This window comes from Acinetobacter sp. 1130196, from assembly GCF_000588095.1.
Classification (GTDB): Bacteria; Pseudomonadota; Gammaproteobacteria; order Pseudomonadales; family Moraxellaceae; genus Acinetobacter; species Acinetobacter nosocomialis.
Window position 1 is genome coordinate 114,914 of record NZ_JFWX01000003.1, and the last position, 17,040, is coordinate 131,953.

The window sequence follows — 17,040 nt, forward strand, 5'->3', positions numbered from 1 at the left end:
CAACCTTTTTAATATACTTTAAATTCCGAGTATTTTAATATAATTTATTTTAAATACATATTTTATTTAGAGCATAAAAAAACCTTCTTAATGCTTATCTTAAGATAATTATTAAGAAGGTTTTAATTTAATATATTATAAAAAACTTATAAAACCATGGCTGCAATCCAACCAAAAACTAACAATGGAATATTAAAGTGGATAAATGTTGGAATGACGGTATCCCAAATATGGTCATGTTGTCCATCGACCCCTAAACCAGCTGTTGGTCCTAAGGTAGAATCGGAAGCTGGAGATCCAGCATCGCCTAAAGCCGCCGCTGTACCAATCAGTGCAATTGTCGCTAATGGCGAGAAACCAAACTGTACACATAAAGGTACATAAATAACTGCTAAAACAGGCACACTTGAAAAAGATGAACCAATACCAATCGTGACAAATAAACCAATACTCAGCATTAAGAAAGCCGCGAGCGCACGATTATCACCAATGATTTCAACCACTCCTTTAACCAGTTGATTGATATCTCCTGTATGCGTCATGACTGAAGCGAAACCGGCGGCAGAGATCATAATAAAGCCTACTAGAGCCATCATTCGCATGCCTTGTACAAAGACATCATCTGCATCTTGCCATTTAAAAATGCCGGCTGTAGACAGAACCGCAAAGCCTACTAAACCACCCAAAATCATTGAGCCGGAATAAAGCTGTGCAACTAAGGTAAGACCAATCGCGAGCAAAGCCATAAAAATTGTTTTTTTCGCAATTACAGGGGCTTGCTCTGCTTCGTGTTTAAGTTCTTCTGCATCTGCTTTTAGATCTACTGTTTCATCTTGCGCTGTTGCACGCAGAGGTTTGTCTAAATCAATGGTAGCTACAGGGGTAATGGCACGGTCCGCATAAATTCTTGGCTTACGGTAACTAATAAATACTGCAACTAAAGTACCTAAAACCATACCTAAAACTGGAATAGCCATGCCAATTGGCATCATCCCACGTTCTACATGCAAGCCATAAGCAGCACCGATTTTGTTGATATTCCCCATCAAAATTTGTTCAAGGAAAATCGCACCAAAGCCAACGGGTAGAAAAATATAAGTACCTACTAAACCTAAAGTCAGGACACAAGCTGCTGCACGGCGGTCTAGTTTTAAATGATTCATGACTCGTAATAATGGCGGCACCAGTACAGGAATAAATGCGATATGAACCGGTATGAGGTTTTGAGAGAAAATGGCAGCAATAAGTAAAATACCTAAGAGTAAATATTTTACTTTGGTTTCACGGCTTTTCCCCGCTTCCATTCCCAACAGACCAATAAGTTTATGAGCAAGCAGGTCGGGTAAACCCGATTTAGAGAGAGCGAGTGCAAATGCACCTAATACAGCATAAGCGAGAGCAACTTCGGCTCCATCACCAAGACCAGCATTAAAAGCTTCAACTGTTTGAGAAAGACTTAAACCCGCGACAAGACCACCAACAATGGCAGAGACCACTAATGTCAATACGACAGAAACGCGTGCTAGTGATAGTAAAAACATCACAGCAATCGCCACAACAACAGCATTCATGAACAAATTCAGAACAAAACAAAAGGCGATATTCTATCAGATTCACATCTACGAAGCCGAAAATATCGCCAAATTATCAGTTTTGTAAATTAAACAGACATTTATTAACTTTGTGATTCGATGAACTGACGAATATGTCCTGCCACTTTTTCAGCCTGACTCAGAATCGCCCAATGGTTTGCTTCAAGCTCAACATACTCAAAGTTTTCAACCCATTTTGGCATTGCTTCCGTAATATATTCAGGACTCACAAAAGTATCGTATTTTAAAATTATTGCTTTGACTGGACACTGTGCATAACGCTGGCGAGGAGTTGTTAAGCGAGGAATAAAATTCGCACGATATAAATTAATCCCGTATTTACCATCAGCAGCAATATTACTATTTAACGGTAAATTATCTTTTCTCTCTAAGTCTTTTAATATTTTGCCCCATTTTTCTGGAGTAAAAAGAGACCAGACCGTCGGAGCAATTAATGGTAAATGGAAAGCACCGATATACCATGATTTTGTTAGTATTTTTAAGATTTTTGCAGGCGTCGTTTTAAATTTATCTCTTAAGAACAGCGCAGCATGATCTAAACAAGGACCAGAAATGGTTGTATAAGAGAGTAAACGGCCTTTAAATTTAGGTTCAGTTGCAGACTCCCAAGACTGAATTGATCCCCAATCATGGGCAGCCATATGGAACTGTCGATTTGGGAGTACTTCATCGACGACTTCTTGTAAGTCTAAAGATAAACGTTCTAAACGATAATCTCGTATTCGTTTAGGAATAGATGACAAACCCGCTCCACGGACATCATAAGTAACAATATAAAAATCATTGATCAAATGCTCAATGACCGATTCCCATACTTCCTGATTATCTGGATAACCATGTACTAAAACTAATGGAGTATTTTTCTCATCACCCCAAGCCTTAGCGCATAGAGTTTGTTGATCACTTGTTGTTACTGTATAAATCTTTGGCTGCATAATCATTTCCTATTTTGTTTTTCAATCGATCATGTCGTTAATCGGATAAAGCATTGCCATCAATATAAAAAAGATGATACTTATCTAGTATGACCAGTGTTGCAATAAAAAAAATTGACTATTATGGCTATTTTAAAAAAACTTCAGAACATTCCCTCAATTTCTAAATTCTTATTTAATTATTATCCTCCCTACCGAGGTGCAGGGATTCATATTGAAATCATGAATTTAGAGCTCTGTCATGTTCGGGTAAAAATGCCACTGACCTGGAAAAACCAAAATCTGGTAGGTACTCATTTTGGGGGTAGTCTTTATTCTATGGTTGATCCATTTTATATGCTGATTCTTATGCATCACCTTGGATCAAAATATATAGTTTGGGATAAAGCGGCTGAGATTAATTTTTTATCGCCTGGGCGAAGCACTGTTTATGCTGACATTCGAGTTGACTTAGCAGAAATTGAACAGATTCGAGAACTTGCCGAGAACTATGCTCCAGTGCTTAGAACATATCATTTAAATATTTTTGATGAATCAGGTGTGAGAATTGCTGAAGTACAAAAGACACTATATATCCGTAGAAAAAAGGCAAAAGCCTTATACCCATAAAAAATAAGTGCCTAAAGGCACTTATTTTTATTTTAGTAAATTCTAACGCTTTTCTTCAATCGCAGCGCCGGCACCACCACCAAGTGCACCACCAATCGCAGCGCCTGTATCACCACCAAAAATGGCTTTCCCTACTACAGATCCAATACCGGCACCGATAGCACTACTTGTTGTGGAACTCTTATTACTACCCTTAGCATTCGCACCTACACCCGCACCAGCTGCTGCACCTACACCAGCACCTAGACCGCCACCGACATGGTTACCGACACCACCACCAACAGCACCGCCTAATGCTGCAGCACCAATACGCTGATCAGATGGACTCATATTCTGACAACCAGTGAACATGAATGCAGATAACATTAAAGTAGAAATTAAACCAATTGTTTTTTTCATGACCATACTCACTCCATTGTGCTCTAATCAAAGCATAATCTTCTTTTATGAGGAATTTGATCAGTTTATGTTATCGCACTGTGGCAATAGATTGATATTTTGTAAAAGCATTCTAGGTCTAGTTATTATTTAAATTTCAATCTAATAAGCAAAGAAAATAGAAGCTCTTATTTTATAAAGAGCTTCTAGTTTAAATATGTTTAAAGGTACTTTTAGTATTTCCCTTTTTTCTCTTCATAGGCCGCACCCGCACTACCACCAAGTGCACCGCCTGCAGCAGCACCAGCATCACCACCAATCACTGCTCCACCTAAGATTGCACCAACACCGGCACCAATTGCACTGTTACGTACAGTTTTACTGTTAGACCCTTTTGCATTTGCTGCAACGCCTGCGCCAAGAGCTGCCCCTAAACCTGCACCAATATTACCGCCTACATGTTTACCTACCGCACCCCCTGCACCGCCACCAATAGCTGCAGAACCAATACGTTTACTTTCTGGACTTGCATTTTGGCAACCTACAAATAGAGTGGTTGACATCAGACCCACACCTGCAATCATCATCATTTTTTTCATTGAAAGCTACTCCTCTACTCAGTTGTGCCTAGGATAGTATGCTTTCATGGAGAGTTTTTTCTCATTAAGTAATAGATTAAGAGTGCTTTAATAGACTTTTGTAAAAATAGCTTATTTTTTCCACAAAAAAGACGCCCTAAGGCGTCTTTTTAATAAAACTTTAAGCTTAGAATTGTTCTGAGTTTAAAGCTTGGCTAAATGCTTGGTCTACTTCGCTGAAGTCATTATGAAGCTCATGTTCTGCAGCTTCTGCTTCTTGACGACGACGTTCTAAGTGGTATGCAAGACCAGTACCAGCTGGAATCAAGCGACCCACTACAACGTTTTCTTTCAAGCCGCGTAAATCATCTTCTTTACCTGTTACAGCCGCTTCAGTTAACACACGAGTTGTTTCCTGGAACGATGCAGCAGAGATGAACGAGTCAGTAGAAAGCGATGCTTTCGTAATACCCATCAATTGACGTTCAAACTTCGCAGGGAACTTGTTCTGAGCCAAGACAGCTTGGTTCTCTTGAACGACGCGGATGTAATCCACTTGTTCGCCTTTAATGAAGCTTGTATCACCACCATCGATGATATCAACTTTACGCAACATTTGACGTACGATAACTTCAATGTGCTTATCGTTGATTTTTACACCTTGGAGACGGTAAACGTCTTGAACTTCGTTCACGATGTAGTTAGTTAAAGCAACTTCGCCTTTCAAGCGTAAGATGTCATGTGGATTTTGTGGACCATCAGAAATGGTTTCACCACGGTTCACATGTTCACCTTCAAACACGTTGATTTGACGCCATTTTGGAATCAACTCTTCGTAAATTTCTGAACCGTCATCTGGAGTAATTACTAAACGGTTCTTACCTTTAGTCTCTTTACCAAAGCTTACGATACCAGACACTTCTGCCAAGATCGCATGTTCTTTCGGCTTACGTGCTTCGAACAAGTCAGCAACACGTGGAAGACCACCGGTAATATCACGAGTACGTGAAGATTCTTGTGGTACACGACCAATAACGTCACCCACACCAATTGTTTCGCCATCACGAACGGTAACAATTGTGTTTTGTGGCAAGAAGTAGAACTGTTCGCCGCCATCAGCCGTATCCAATACGATTGCTGGACGTAAATCTTTACCAGAAGCAGGACGTGCTGTTACAGGCAAGATTTCAACAGTTGTCATACCAGTTGCATCATCAGTTTTCGATGTTGCAGTTACACCATCAGCGATTTGGCTGAAACGTGCTTTACCAGCAACTTCTGTTACTAATGGATGTGTATGCGGATCCCAAGTTGCAACGATACCACCTGCCTCAACGACTTCACCATCTTTCAACAAGATGCTTGCACCGTAAGGAAGTTTATAACGCTCACGCTCACGACCTAACTCATCGGCAATACCAATTTCACCTGAACGTGAAACTGAAACCAAGTGACCTTTCGCGTGTTGTACAGTTTTCACGTTGTGGAAACGTACAGTACCTTTGTTACGTACTTGAACACTGTTTGCAGCAGAAGTTCGGCTCGCAGCACCACCTACGTGGAACGTACGCATCGTTAACTGTGTACCTGGCTCACCAATTGATTGCGCAGCCATTACACCTACTGATTCACCTGGGTTCACCAAGTGACCACGTGCAAGGTCACGACCATAACAACGAGCACATACACCGAATGTAGATTCACATGCGATTACTGAACGTACTTTAACTTCATCGACACCAGCTTCTTCAAGCTGAGCTGCGATTTTCTCGTCAATTAACGTACCGCGAGGTAATACAACTTCATCATCAGAGGCACGACGTACATCTTCAGCAGTTACACGACCTAATACACGGTCACGTAATGGCTCGATGACATCACCACCTTGAATGAATGGAGTCATTACTAGGCCGCCATTTGTACCACAATCAGGCTCAGTAATTACCAAGTCTTGTGCTACGTCTACAAGACGACGAGTCAAGTAACCAGAGTTCGCTGTTTTCAATGCTGTATCGGCCAAACCTTTACGCGCACCGTGTGTAGAAATAAAGTACTGAAGTACTGTTAAACCTTCACGGAAGTTCGCTTTAATCGGTGTCTCAATAATCGAGCCATCCGGTTTTGCCATCAAACCACGCATACCAGCAAGCTGACGAATCTGCGCCGCACTACCACGGGCACCAGAGTCAGACATCATATAGATGCTGTTGAATGATTTTTGCTTCTCGTCTTCACCTTGTTTGTTTTTCACAAGTGTGTAAGACAAGTTATCCATCATCGCTTTCGCAACTTGGTCGTTTGTACGCGCCCAAATATCGACAACTTTGTTATAACGCTCACCAGCAGTTACGAAACCTTGTTCGAACTGTTGTTCGATTTCACGAACTTCTGTTTCAGCTTTATCAATAATTGTGTGTTTCGTAGGTGGAATTAACATGTCTTCCATACCTACAGATACACCTGAACGAGTCGCTTGACGGAAGCCCAAGTACATTAACTGGTCAGCAAAGATAACTGTATCTTTCAAACCAAGTTTACGGTAGCAAGAGTTGATTAACTTAGAGATGTTCTTTTTAGTCATCTCAAGGTTGATCATGTCAAAGCTTAAACCTTCTGGAACAACTTCCCAAAGTAAGCAACGACCTGGTGTCGTATCAACAATAATAGTTTGCTGTTCACGCTCACCATTTTCATTGATAACAGTTTGATGCACACGTACTTTAACACGAGCATGAATCGCAACTTGACCAGTTGCAAGTGCACGGTTTACTTCGTGAGTATCCGCAAACACCATGCCTTCACCTTTAGCATTTACTGCATCACGTGTGATGTAGTAAAGACCCAAGACAACGTCCTGAGAAGGAACGATAATTGGCTCACCGTTTGCTGGTGACAAGATGTTGTTTGTTGACATCATCAATGCACGAGCTTCTAACTGTGCTTCAAGTGTCAATGGAACGTGTACCGCCATTTGGTCACCATCGAAGTCGGCGTTAAACGCAGCACAAACGAGTGGGTGAAGACGGATTGCCTTACCTTCAATAAGAATAGGTTCAAATGCTTGAAGACCTAAACGGTGAAGTGTTGGCGCACGGTTCAACATTACTGGGTGTTGACGAATTACAGATGCAAGAACGTCCCAAACTTCCGGAGTCTCACGCTCAACCATTTTCTTCGCAGCTTTAATGGTTGTTGCCTGACCTGAAGCTTGTAATTTCGCGAAAATGAATGGCTTGAATAATTCAAGTGCCATTTTCTTCGGAAGACCACATTGGTGAAGACGTAAAGTAGGACCTACAGTAATTACCGAACGACCAGAGTAGTCAACACGCTTACCTAACAAGTTCTGACGGAAACGACCTTGTTTACCTTTGATCATGTCTGCCAAAGATTTTAATGGACGTTTGTTAGAACCAGTAATTGCACGACCACGACGACCGTTATCAAGCAACGCATCTACAGACTCTTGTAACATACGTTTTTCGTTACGCACGATGATGTCCGGCGCTGCAAGGTCAAGAAGACGCTTCAAACGGTTGTTACGGTTAATTACACGACGATATAAATCGTTCAAGTCAGAAGTCGCGAAACGACCACCTTCAAGTGGAACTAATGGACGTAAATCTGGTGGAAGCACCGGAAGTACATTCATTACCATCCATTCTGGCTTGTTGTTCGAGTCTTTGAATGCTTCCATCAATTTCAAGCGTTTAGATGCTTTTTTCAACTTCGTTTCAGAAGTTGTTTGAGGAATTTCTTCACGTAAACGAGCAATCTCAGCTTCAAGATCAATGTCTTTCAACAAGTCTTGAACTGCTTCCGCACCCATTTTTGCAACGAACTCGTCACCGTGCTCTTCTAAAGCTGTAAAGTATTCTTCGTCATTAAGAAGTTGATACTTTTCGAAAGGCGTCATGCCAGGATCAGTAACAACATATGATTCGAAATACAATACACGTTCGATATCACGAAGTGTCATATCAAGTAATAAACCGATACGGCTAGGTAACGATTTTAAGAACCAGATATGCGCAACTGGAGAAGCAAGTTCAATGTGACCCATACGTTCACGACGAACTTTCGCTGTAGTTACTTCAACGCCACATTTTTCACAAATGACGCCTTTGTATTTCATACGCTTGTATTTACCACACAAGCATTCGTAATCTTTTACTGGACCAAAGATTTTGGCACAGAATAAACCGTCACGTTCTGGCTTGAACGTACGATAGTTGATCGTCTCAGGTTTTTTAACTTCACCATGAGACCATGACTTAATCATTTCTGGTGACGCAAGACCAATACGGATACGGTCGAACTCAACTGGCGCATGACCATCTGAATCCGTTTTCTTACGCATGATATCGAGCAAGTCTTTCAATTTTTTTCTCCGTGTGTCGGGAAGCCTCGCTTACCCGACTGGGTCACAAATATTGTTTTTTCCTAAAAAATCGTGAGTCTTACGACTTAATCACCATTTTTCAGTTCAATGTTGATACCTAAAGAACGGATCTCTTTGGTCAATACGTTGAACGATTCAGGCATACCCGGATCCATATAATGGTTACCATCTACAATATTCTTATAGATGCGAGTACGGCCTTCAACGTCATCCGACTTCACTGTGAGCATTTCTTGGAGTGTATATGCTGCACCGTATGCTTCAAGTGCCCATACTTCCATCTCACCGAAACGCTGACCACCGAATTGTGCTTTACCACCAAGCGGTTGTTGTGTAACTAATGAGTAAGAACCAGTTGAACGCGCATGCATCTTGTCATCAACTAAGTGGTTCAACTTCAACATGTACATGTAACCAACAGTTACTGGACGGTCAAACTGTTCACCTGTACGTCCATCAAACAATACTGTTTGACCTGTACGTGAAATGTCAGCCAACTCAAGTAAATCTTTAATTTGACTTTCTTCAGCACCATCAAATACAGGAGTAGCCAAAGGAACACCAGCACGCAAGTTGCCTGAAAGTGCTAGGATTTCATCATCAGTCAAGCTATCAAGATCTTCTTGCTCGCCACCGACTTTGTTATAAATCTTGTCTAAGAATTCACGTAGTTCTAAAACTGTACGCTGTTCTTTCAACATTTTTTCGATTTTGTCACCAAGCCCTTTAGCCGCCATACCCAAGTGAGTCTCGAGAATCTGACCCACGTTCATACGAGATGGTACGCCCAACGGGTTCAATACGATATCTACAGGTACACCGTTCGCATCGTGTGGCATGTCTTCAACAGGTAAGATGTTAGAAACAACACCCTTGTTACCATGACGACCAGCCATCTTATCACCAGGCTGAATACGACGTTTAACAGCTAAGTAAACTTTAACAACTTTCAATACGCCAGTTGTTAACTCATCACCTGTTGCAAGCTTACGTTTCTTCTCAGCGAATTTCTCATCGATTTCTGCGCTCTTCTCTTTCAAGAACACTTGAATCTGAGTTAAACGCTCAGCGATTGCTTCATCTGTCGGTTGAATTTCAAGTAAATCAACAAGCTCTAAACCAGACAATAAATCTTCAGAAAGTTTATCGCCACGTTTAGTTGAACCACCGCCATTAGACTCTTGGCCTTTAAGTAAACGGATTACACGTTCACGAGCCGCTTCTTCGAAGATTTTATATTCTTCTTTCAAGTCTTTACGATAAGAATCAAGCTGTGCTTTTTCAATCGCTAATGCACGGTCATCTTTCTCTAAGCCATCACGAGTGAAGACTTGAACGTCGATAACTGTACCTTTAGTACCAGATGGAACACGTAAAGATGAATCTTTAACGTCAGCAGCTTTTTCACCAAAGATTGCACGAAGCAATTTTTCTTCAGGAGTTAACTGAGTTTCGCCTTTAGGCGTTACTTTACCAACTAAGATGTCACCAGCAGTAACTTCAGCACCGATATAAACGATACCTGATTCATCAAGTTTAGAAAGCGCAGCTTCACCTACGTTAGGAATATCGGCAGTAATTTCTTCTGCACCTAACTTAGTATCACGAGCCACACATGACAATTCTTGAATATGAATAGAAGTTAAACGGTCTTCTTGAAGAACACGCTCAGATAATAAGATCGAGTCTTCATAGTTGTAACCATTCCATGTCATGAACGCTACACGCATGTTTTGACCAAGCGCAAGTTCACCCATGTCTGTTGACGGACCATCTGCCAAGATGTCACCACGAGCAACTTTGTCGCCCAAATTCACGATAACATTTTGGTTAATACAAGTATTTTGGTTCGAACGTGTATATTTGATGAGGTTATAGATATCTACACCTGCCTCACCTGCAACCATTTCATCTTCGTTTACACGAATAACGATACGAGAAGCATCTACATATTCAATTGCACCACCACGGTTTGCGATTACACACACACCCGAATCACGTGCTACGTTCGCTTCCATACCAGTACCAACAAGAGGCTTGTCAGCACGTAAAGTAGGAACAGCCTGACGTTGCATGTTCGAACCCATCAATGCACGGTTCGCGTCATCGTGTTCAAGGAATGGAATAAGTGATGCAGCAACAGATACAACCTGCTGTGCAGAAACGTCCATATGCGTCACTTTTTCAGGTGGCATACGTACGAATTCACCTTGGTGACGAACAGAAACAAATTCTTCTGTTAAGTTGCCATCTTTATCTACTGCTGAGTCGGCCTGTGCAATAACAGTACCTACTTCTTCAATTGCAGATAAATATTCAACATCATCAGTTACACGACCATCTACAACTTTACGGTATGGTGTTTCCAAGAAACCGAAGTCATTCGCTTTTGCATATACAGAAAGCGAGTTAATCAAACCAATGTTTGGACCTTCAGGCGTTTCAATTGGACACACACGACCATAGTGAGTTTGATGTACGTCACGTACTTCAAAGCCTGCACGTTCACGTGTTAAACCACCTGGGCCAAGCGCAGATACACGACGCTTATGTGTAATCTCAGATAATGGGTTGTTTTGGTCCATGAATTGAGATAACTGGCTTGAACCAAAGAATTCTTTGATTGCAGCAGCAACTGGCTTAGCATTAATCAAGTCTTGTGGAGACAAGTTATCAGTTTCTGCTTGGCTTAAACGCTCTTTAACAGCACGCTCAACACGTACTAAACCAACACGGAATTGGTTCTCTGTCATTTCACCAACAGAACGTACACGACGGTTACCTAAATGGTCGATATCGTCTACTTCGCCTTTACCGTTACGGATTTCAACCAACGTACGTAATACATCGATGATATCTTCGTGCGATAAAATACCTTCAACTTCACGAGATTTTTGATCAGTACCAACTTCGTAAGGACGACCTAGACGACGGTTGAACTTCATACGACCTACTGGAGATAAGTCATAACGCTCAGAAGAGAAGAATAAGTTATTGAATAGGTTTTCAGCAGCTTCTTTTGTTGGCGGCTCGCCTGGACGCATCACTTTGTAGATTTCTACTAATGCTTCTTCACGTCCCGCTGTTGTGTCTGCACGCAATGTATCAGCAACAAATGAACCACGGTCGATGTCGTTCGTGAATAGGATGTTAAATTGTTTAACACCACCTTCTGCCAACTTCACCATTACTTCATGGCTTAACAACGTATTTGCAGCAATTACTTCACCATCACGTAAAGTAATATCTTCAGCCGTAATACGTTCATATAAGTATTCATCAGGAACTGAAAGTTTAGTTAAACCTGCAGCTTCCATTTGACGTACGTGACGCGCATTAATACGTTTGCCTTGCTCAACAATGACTTTACCTTCATTGTCAGCAATATCAAATTGAGCCATTTCACCACGTAAACGCTCAGGAACAAGGTCAATTTGATAGCTACCCATGTCAAGATACACAGGTACTTTTTCGTAGAACAAATTCAAGATTTGTTCATTGTTATAACCTAGTGCACGCAACACAACAGTAGCAAGTAATTTACGACGACGGTCAATACGTACGTAAACAAGGTCTTTTGCATCAAATTCAAAGTCTAACCATGAACCACGGTAAGGAATGATACGTGCTGAATACAACACTTTACCACTTGAGTGAGTCTTACCTTTATCATGGTCAAAGAATACGCCTGGTGAACGGTGTAATTGAGATACGATTACACGCTCAGTACCATTGATAACAAAGGTACCGTTTTCAGTCATGAGTGGAATTTCACCCATATAGACTTCTTGTTCACGTACGTCTTTAATTGATTTAGTTTCGCGATCTTTAATAATCAAACGAATTTTAACGCGCATTGGTGCCGCATAAGTCGAACCACGAAGAATACATTCGCGTACATCGAACTCAGGTTTACCAAGGCTATACTCAACAAATTCTAAAGCAGCATTGCCAGAATAACTTTCGATAGGAAAAACTGAACGAAATGCGGCTTGGAGACCGATATCTTCGCGGTTTTTTGGAGTTTTGCCATCTTGCAAGAATGTTCTGTACGAATCGACCTGAATCGATAGTAAGTACGGTGCATCCATTACTTGGGGCAATTTACCAAAATTCTTACGGATCCGTTTCTTTTCGGTATATGAGTATGCCATCTGGAGTCCTCGGAAAGTAAACTAAGCCCGCCTGCAGAACGGGCTCAGAAGGAATTACGCAGGCCGATATGGCCACCACTGTTTACAAATGCTGCAATTTTTAGTGGTATAAAAACGCTTAACAATATTTTTAAAAAAGAAAAATATTGGTAAACATTTGAAATTTCTTGTTTTATTTAGATTTTTCTAAAAATCAAACAAAACTAACAAAAATCGAGCCGATTATTGTAACGCAAAAAGGCTGATGACCCAAGAGCCATCAGCCATTTTATGGAGCCGATTTAAAAACCGACTCCTTTTACAATTACTTAAGTGTAACTGTAGCACCAGCTTCTTCAAGTTTCTTCTTAAGTTCTTCGCCTTCTTCTTTAGAAACGCCTTCTTTAAGAACTTGAGGAGCACCTTCAACTAGGTCTTTAGCTTCTTTAAGACCAAGGCCAGTTGCTTCACGAACTGCTTTAATAACAGCTACTTTGTTAGCACCGAAAGAAGTCAACTCAACGTTGAATTCAGATTGTTCTTCAGCAGCTGCAGCAGCGCCACCAGCTGGAGCAGCAACAGCAACAGCTGCAGCTGAAACGTTGAATTTCTCTTCGAAAGCAGAAATTAATTCAACAAGTTCAAGAACAGTTTTTTCAGCAACTGCGTTTAAGATTTCTTCGTTAGTTAAAGCCATGAGAATAACTCCAAATGGATATTGAATGGTGTGTAAAATTGATTAAGCAGCTTCTGACTCGTTTTTCTCTTTGAGCGCTGTAATGAGGCGACCCAATTTCGAAATAGGAGCTTGAAGAACAGAGGCAAGCATAGTAAGCGCTTTCTCTTGGTTTGGAAGATTAGCAATTACGCTAACATCAGCACCTTGATAAACTTTGCCGTCAAATGCAGCAGCTTTTAATTCAAATGCTTTGTTAGTTTTTGCAAATTCTTCAAACAAGCGTGCAGCTGCACCCATGTCATCTTCAGAAGTTGAAAAACCTAGAATTGTTGGACCAACAAGGTTGTCGTTCAAGATATCAAATTGAGTACCTTGGAATGCGCGCTTAGCCAAAGTGTTACGTACGATACGTGTAGTTACACCTAACTTACGAGCTTCAACACGAAGTGTTGTTAATTGCTCTACGCTTAAACCTTGATAGTCAGCAACAACGGCTGCAAACGCTTTAGAAGCAACTTCACTTACTTCTGAAACGATCTGTTTTTTGTCTTCGATAAGAAGAGCCATTGTAAAACCTCCTAAGGTGATTTATGCACCCAATGGGCACACTCCCAATTCGTAAGCCTTTCGACTTACACGCGGAGGAGGAACAAATCACACCACCGCGTCTACGCAGGCTGGATTATTAAGAAAAGCCGCTATCCGAAAATAACGCCTTCTCGCCTGAGGTCTTTGACGCTGATAAATTCTCATTCATCAATTCAAAGTCCGCCTGATAAGCAAGAGTCAAAGCGTTGCTTTAACTGCGCAAAAATAGAAACTTATTTCTATTTTTGCTACCTACTCGATCAGGACTTTAAAATTCTGTACAGAACTAAGTTAAAACTTAGTTAGAAACGTTGTTTACATCAACAGTAAGACCAGGACCCATAGTTGAGCTCAAAGTGATCTTTTTGATGTATACACCTTTAGAAGTTGCAGGTTTTAACTTTTTCAAGTCAGCAACTAAAGTTTCAACGTTTTGACGGATTGCAGCAGCATCAAAGCCAACTTGACCAATCGCAGCGTGGATAATACCCGCTTTGTCTACACGGTAACGAGCCTGACCAGATTTTGCGTTTTTAACAGCATTCGCAACATCAGGAGTTACAGTACCTACTTTAGGGTTTGGCATTAAACCACGTGGACCAAGAATTGTACCGAGCTTACCAACAACACGCATAGCGTCTGGAGCAGCGATCACAACATCAAAGTCAAGGTTTCCACCTTGGATGCTTTCAGCAAGGTCATCAAAACCTACAACATCAGCACCAGCTTCTTTAGCAGCTTCTGCTTGAGCGCCTTGAGCAAATACAGCTACACGTACAGTTTTACCAGTACCTGCAGGTAATGTAGTAGCACCACGAACAACCTGATCAGATTTACGTGGATCTACGCCAAGGTTTACAGAGATGTCTAAAGATTCTTTGAACTTTGCAGCAGGCAAGCTGTTAAGAACCTGTACTGCTTCTTCCAAAGTGTAAACTTTGTTTGCTTCTACAGCAGCAGCAATGGCTTTTTGACGTTTAGTTAACTTTGCCATGTCTTATAGCTCCACTTCCAAGCCCATAGAACGTGCAGAACCAGCAATGGTACGAACACGCGCGTCTAAATCAGCACCAGTTAAGTCTGGTTCTTTAGTAGTCGCGATTTCTTCTAATTGAGCACGAGTCAACTTACCAACTTTAGTTTTGTTAGGTACAGATGAACCCTTTTGGATACCAGCAGCTTTCTTAAGAAGAATAGAAGCTGGAGGAGTTTTCATGATGAATGTGAACGACTTGTCGTTGTACACAGTAATCACTACAGGAATTGGAAGACCTGGTTCAACTTTTTGTGTAGCAGCATTGAATTCTTTACAGAATGCCATGATGTTTACACCACGTTGACCTAGTGCAGGACCAATTGGTGGAGATGGATTTGCTTTACCAGCTGGAACTTGCAGCTTGATATAGCCGTCAATCTTCTTAGCCATTTTAAAATACCTCTGGGTACAGGCGCCGTTAGGCTCCCCAATTTCTACGTAACAATACTGTTACAACAACAATGCCCGATAAAATCGGGCGCTTTTCAACCAATTAAGATTAAATCGTTTTTTCGACTTGGCGAAATTCGAGTTCAACCTGAGTTGGTCGATTAAACACGTTAATCGTCAACGTTAAACGTGACTTGTCGTATTGAACCTCTTCCACCACACCTTTAAAGTCTGTGAATGGACCGTCAATAACGAGTAATTCTTCACCTGGTTCAAACATCGTCTTAGGACGTGGAGCTTCACCAGTATTACGTACACGCGCAAGAATCGCATCTGCTTCACGTTGAGTGATTGGCGCAGGTTTTTCAGGTGTACCCCCGATAAAACCTAATACTTTTGGACATTCTTTAACAATGTGCCAAGTATCATCATTCATTTCCATTTCAACTAACACATAGCCAGGAAAGAATTTACGCTCAGATTTACGTTTCTTACCATCCTTCATTTCCACCACTTCTTCGGTAGGAACTAGGACATCACCAAAGCTATCGGCAACAGCGCTACGCTGGATTCGTTCTGTAAGTGAACGCATCACTTGTTTTTCATAACCAGAGTAGGCATGAATAATGTACCAACGTTTCATAGCTCTTTTACCCGATAATCAACTTAATTAACCAACCCAAACCATAGTCAAAGCACCATAATACTAACGATGCAACAACTACAACCAATAGAACCTGCCACGATGTAGTGACTGTTTCTTGTTTTGTTGGCCAAGTTACTCGACGCAATTCGACTCGTGCATCTTTCAGCAAACGAACGAAGCCTTTACCTTGATGGGTGGCGTATAATAAACCTAAAGCCACAACGATACAAGCAAAAATTACCCCAACGCGCACCCATACATTATTTGCAGGGGCCCAATACGCTGGTAAATGCTGATTCACCATGGTAGCCGAGAGCAATAATGCAATTGCTATCACCCATAGAACGATATCTAAAGGCGAACCAGTACGAACAACTTCAGCAGAATTATTTCTTTGAGGAATTGGCGCGTCGCTCAATGCGTCACGCGATTTATCATTCGACATTTTTGTACTCGTCGTAGAACTCGCGACTTATTATATGAACAACTAAGCCAGCATCAAGCTTTTTATTTCAAAATATGGCAGGTCAGGAGGGACTCGAACCCCCAACATTCGGTTTTGGAGACCGACGCTCTACCAATTGAACTACTGACCTATAAAGCAAGTTGAGAGCCAAAGCTCTCAACTTGAGACGTAATACGTCACTATATTATGCTTATGCAGTTACTTTCGCAACAACACCAGCACCTACAGTACGACCACCTTCACGGATCGCAAAACGTAGACCTGGGTCCATTGCGATTGGGTGGATTAATTCTACTGACATTTCAACGTTGTCACCTGGCATTACCATTTCAACGCCTTCTTTCAACTGGATCGCACCAGTTACGTCAGTTGTACGGAAGTAGAACTGTGGACGGTAACCATTTAAGAATGGAGTGTGACGACCACCTTCTTCTTTAGAAAGTACGTATACTTCTGCGTCGAATTTAGTGTGCGGCTTGATTGTACCTGGTTTAGCAAGTACTTGACCACGTTGTACATCTTCACGCTTAGTACCACGAAGTAATACACCACAGTTCTCGCCTGCACGGCCTTCGTCAAGAAGTTTA

Annotated in this window: 14 protein-coding genes and 1 tRNA gene; 1 reads left to right on the forward strand and 14 read right to left on the reverse strand. The window is 41.4% G+C overall.

Annotated features, from left to right (window positions below; genetic code table 11):
* Positions 1–146: 146 nt before the first annotated feature.
* Positions 147–1,571, reverse strand: a complete 1,425-nt coding sequence (locus J671_RS07915) for a Na+/H+ antiporter family protein (RefSeq protein ID WP_031981912.1) — start codon at positions 1,569–1,571, stop codon at positions 147–149.
* Between the two features lie 104 nt (positions 1,572–1,675).
* The gene (locus J671_RS07920; protein WP_079377774.1) at positions 1,676–2,554 is read right to left on the reverse strand and encodes an alpha/beta fold hydrolase; all 879 of its coding nucleotides are present in this window, start codon (positions 2,552–2,554) and stop codon (positions 1,676–1,678) included.
* A gap of 117 nt (positions 2,555–2,671) precedes the next feature.
* Between J671_RS07920 and J671_RS0104250 the strand changes: the two genes are divergently transcribed.
* Positions 2,672–3,157 carry a DUF4442 domain-containing protein gene (locus tag J671_RS0104250; protein ID WP_002156984.1) on the forward strand — a complete coding sequence of 162 codons (486 nt, stop codon included), beginning with the start codon at positions 2,672–2,674 and terminating at the stop codon, positions 3,155–3,157.
* 42 nt (positions 3,158–3,199) lie between these two features.
* Here J671_RS0104250 and J671_RS07925 read toward each other — a convergent pair whose 3' ends face one another.
* The 12 genes from J671_RS07925 to J671_RS07980 form a co-directional block, all read right to left on the reverse strand.
* Positions 3,200–3,556, reverse strand: a complete 357-nt coding sequence (locus J671_RS07925; protein ID WP_023187972.1) for a hypothetical protein — start codon at positions 3,554–3,556, stop codon at positions 3,200–3,202.
* A gap of 212 nt (positions 3,557–3,768) precedes the next feature.
* On the reverse strand, positions 3,769–4,134 hold the full coding sequence (locus J671_RS07930; RefSeq protein ID WP_002157021.1) for a hypothetical protein: 366 nt from the start codon (positions 4,132–4,134) through the stop codon (positions 3,769–3,771).
* Positions 4,135–4,300: 166 nt separating this feature from the next.
* A complete protein-coding gene (gene rpoC / locus J671_RS07935) occupies positions 4,301–8,494 on the reverse strand; it encodes a DNA-directed RNA polymerase subunit beta' (protein ID WP_002053534.1) in 4,194 nt (1,397 codons plus the stop codon).
* 86 nt (positions 8,495–8,580) lie between these two features.
* Positions 8,581–12,669 (reverse strand): DNA-directed RNA polymerase subunit beta, encoded by a 4,089-nt coding sequence (gene rpoB / locus J671_RS07940; protein WP_002156925.1) that lies wholly within the window; start codon positions 12,667–12,669, stop codon positions 8,581–8,583.
* 304 nt (positions 12,670–12,973) lie between these two features.
* Positions 12,974–13,345, reverse strand: coding sequence for a 50S ribosomal protein L7/L12 (rplL, locus tag J671_RS07945; protein ID WP_001229360.1), 372 nt, complete (start codon positions 13,343–13,345; stop codon positions 12,974–12,976).
* 42 nt (positions 13,346–13,387) lie between these two features.
* Positions 13,388–13,894 (reverse strand): 50S ribosomal protein L10, encoded by a 507-nt coding sequence (rplJ, locus tag J671_RS07950; RefSeq protein WP_002157004.1) that lies wholly within the window; start codon positions 13,892–13,894, stop codon positions 13,388–13,390.
* A gap of 319 nt (positions 13,895–14,213) precedes the next feature.
* Positions 14,214–14,909 carry a 50S ribosomal protein L1 gene (rplA, locus tag J671_RS07955; RefSeq protein ID WP_002156922.1) on the reverse strand — a complete coding sequence of 232 codons (696 nt, stop codon included), beginning with the start codon at positions 14,907–14,909 and terminating at the stop codon, positions 14,214–14,216.
* Positions 14,910–14,912: 3 nt separating this feature from the next.
* The gene (gene rplK / locus J671_RS07960; protein ID WP_001074682.1) at positions 14,913–15,341 is read right to left on the reverse strand and encodes a 50S ribosomal protein L11; all 429 of its coding nucleotides are present in this window, start codon (positions 15,339–15,341) and stop codon (positions 14,913–14,915) included.
* 109 nt (positions 15,342–15,450) lie between these two features.
* Positions 15,451–15,984, reverse strand: coding sequence for a transcription termination/antitermination protein NusG (gene nusG / locus J671_RS07965; RefSeq protein ID WP_002115092.1), 534 nt, complete (start codon positions 15,982–15,984; stop codon positions 15,451–15,453).
* Positions 15,985–15,991: 7 nt separating this feature from the next.
* On the reverse strand, positions 15,992–16,432 hold the full coding sequence (gene secE, locus J671_RS07970) for a preprotein translocase subunit SecE (RefSeq protein WP_002157045.1): 441 nt from the start codon (positions 16,430–16,432) through the stop codon (positions 15,992–15,994).
* Between the two features lie 75 nt (positions 16,433–16,507).
* Positions 16,508–16,583 (reverse strand) — tRNA-Trp (locus J671_RS07975).
* Positions 16,584–16,643: 60 nt separating this feature from the next.
* On the reverse strand, positions 16,644–17,040 hold a 397-nt coding region (locus J671_RS07980), incomplete at its 5' end, for an elongation factor Tu (protein ID WP_031981914.1).

Excerpts from the sequence above, each read along its gene's own strand:
- secE (WP_002157045.1), bottom strand. The coding sequence starts at position 16,432 with ATGTCGAATGATAAATCGCGTGACGCATTGAGCGACGCGCCAATTCCT.
- J671_RS07915 (WP_031981912.1), bottom strand. The coding sequence starts at position 1,571 with ATGAATGCTGTTGTTGTGGCGATTGCTGTGATGTTTTTACTATCACTA.
- rpoB (WP_002156925.1), bottom strand. The coding sequence starts at position 12,669 with ATGGCATACTCATATACCGAAAAGAAACGGATCCGTAAGAATTTTGGT.
- J671_RS07920 (WP_079377774.1), bottom strand. The coding sequence starts at position 2,554 with ATGATTATGCAGCCAAAGATTTATACAGTAACAACAAGTGATCAACAA.
- rplL (WP_001229360.1), bottom strand. The coding sequence starts at position 13,345 with ATGGCTTTAACTAACGAAGAAATCTTAAACGCAGTTGCTGAAAAAACT.
- rplK (WP_001074682.1), bottom strand. The coding sequence starts at position 15,341 with ATGGCTAAGAAGATTGACGGCTATATCAAGCTGCAAGTTCCAGCTGGT.
- J671_RS0104250 (WP_002156984.1), top strand. The coding sequence starts at position 2,672 with ATGGCTATTTTAAAAAAACTTCAGAACATTCCCTCAATTTCTAAATTC.
- J671_RS07930 (WP_002157021.1), bottom strand. The coding sequence starts at position 4,134 with ATGAAAAAAATGATGATGATTGCAGGTGTGGGTCTGATGTCAACCACT.
- J671_RS07925 (WP_023187972.1), bottom strand. The coding sequence starts at position 3,556 with ATGAAAAAAACAATTGGTTTAATTTCTACTTTAATGTTATCTGCATTC.
- nusG (WP_002115092.1), bottom strand. The coding sequence starts at position 15,984 with ATGAAACGTTGGTACATTATTCATGCCTACTCTGGTTATGAAAAACAA.
- rplJ (WP_002157004.1), bottom strand. The coding sequence starts at position 13,894 with ATGGCTCTTCTTATCGAAGACAAAAAACAGATCGTTTCAGAAGTAAGT.
- rplA (WP_002156922.1), bottom strand. The coding sequence starts at position 14,909 with ATGGCAAAGTTAACTAAACGTCAAAAAGCCATTGCTGCTGCTGTAGAA.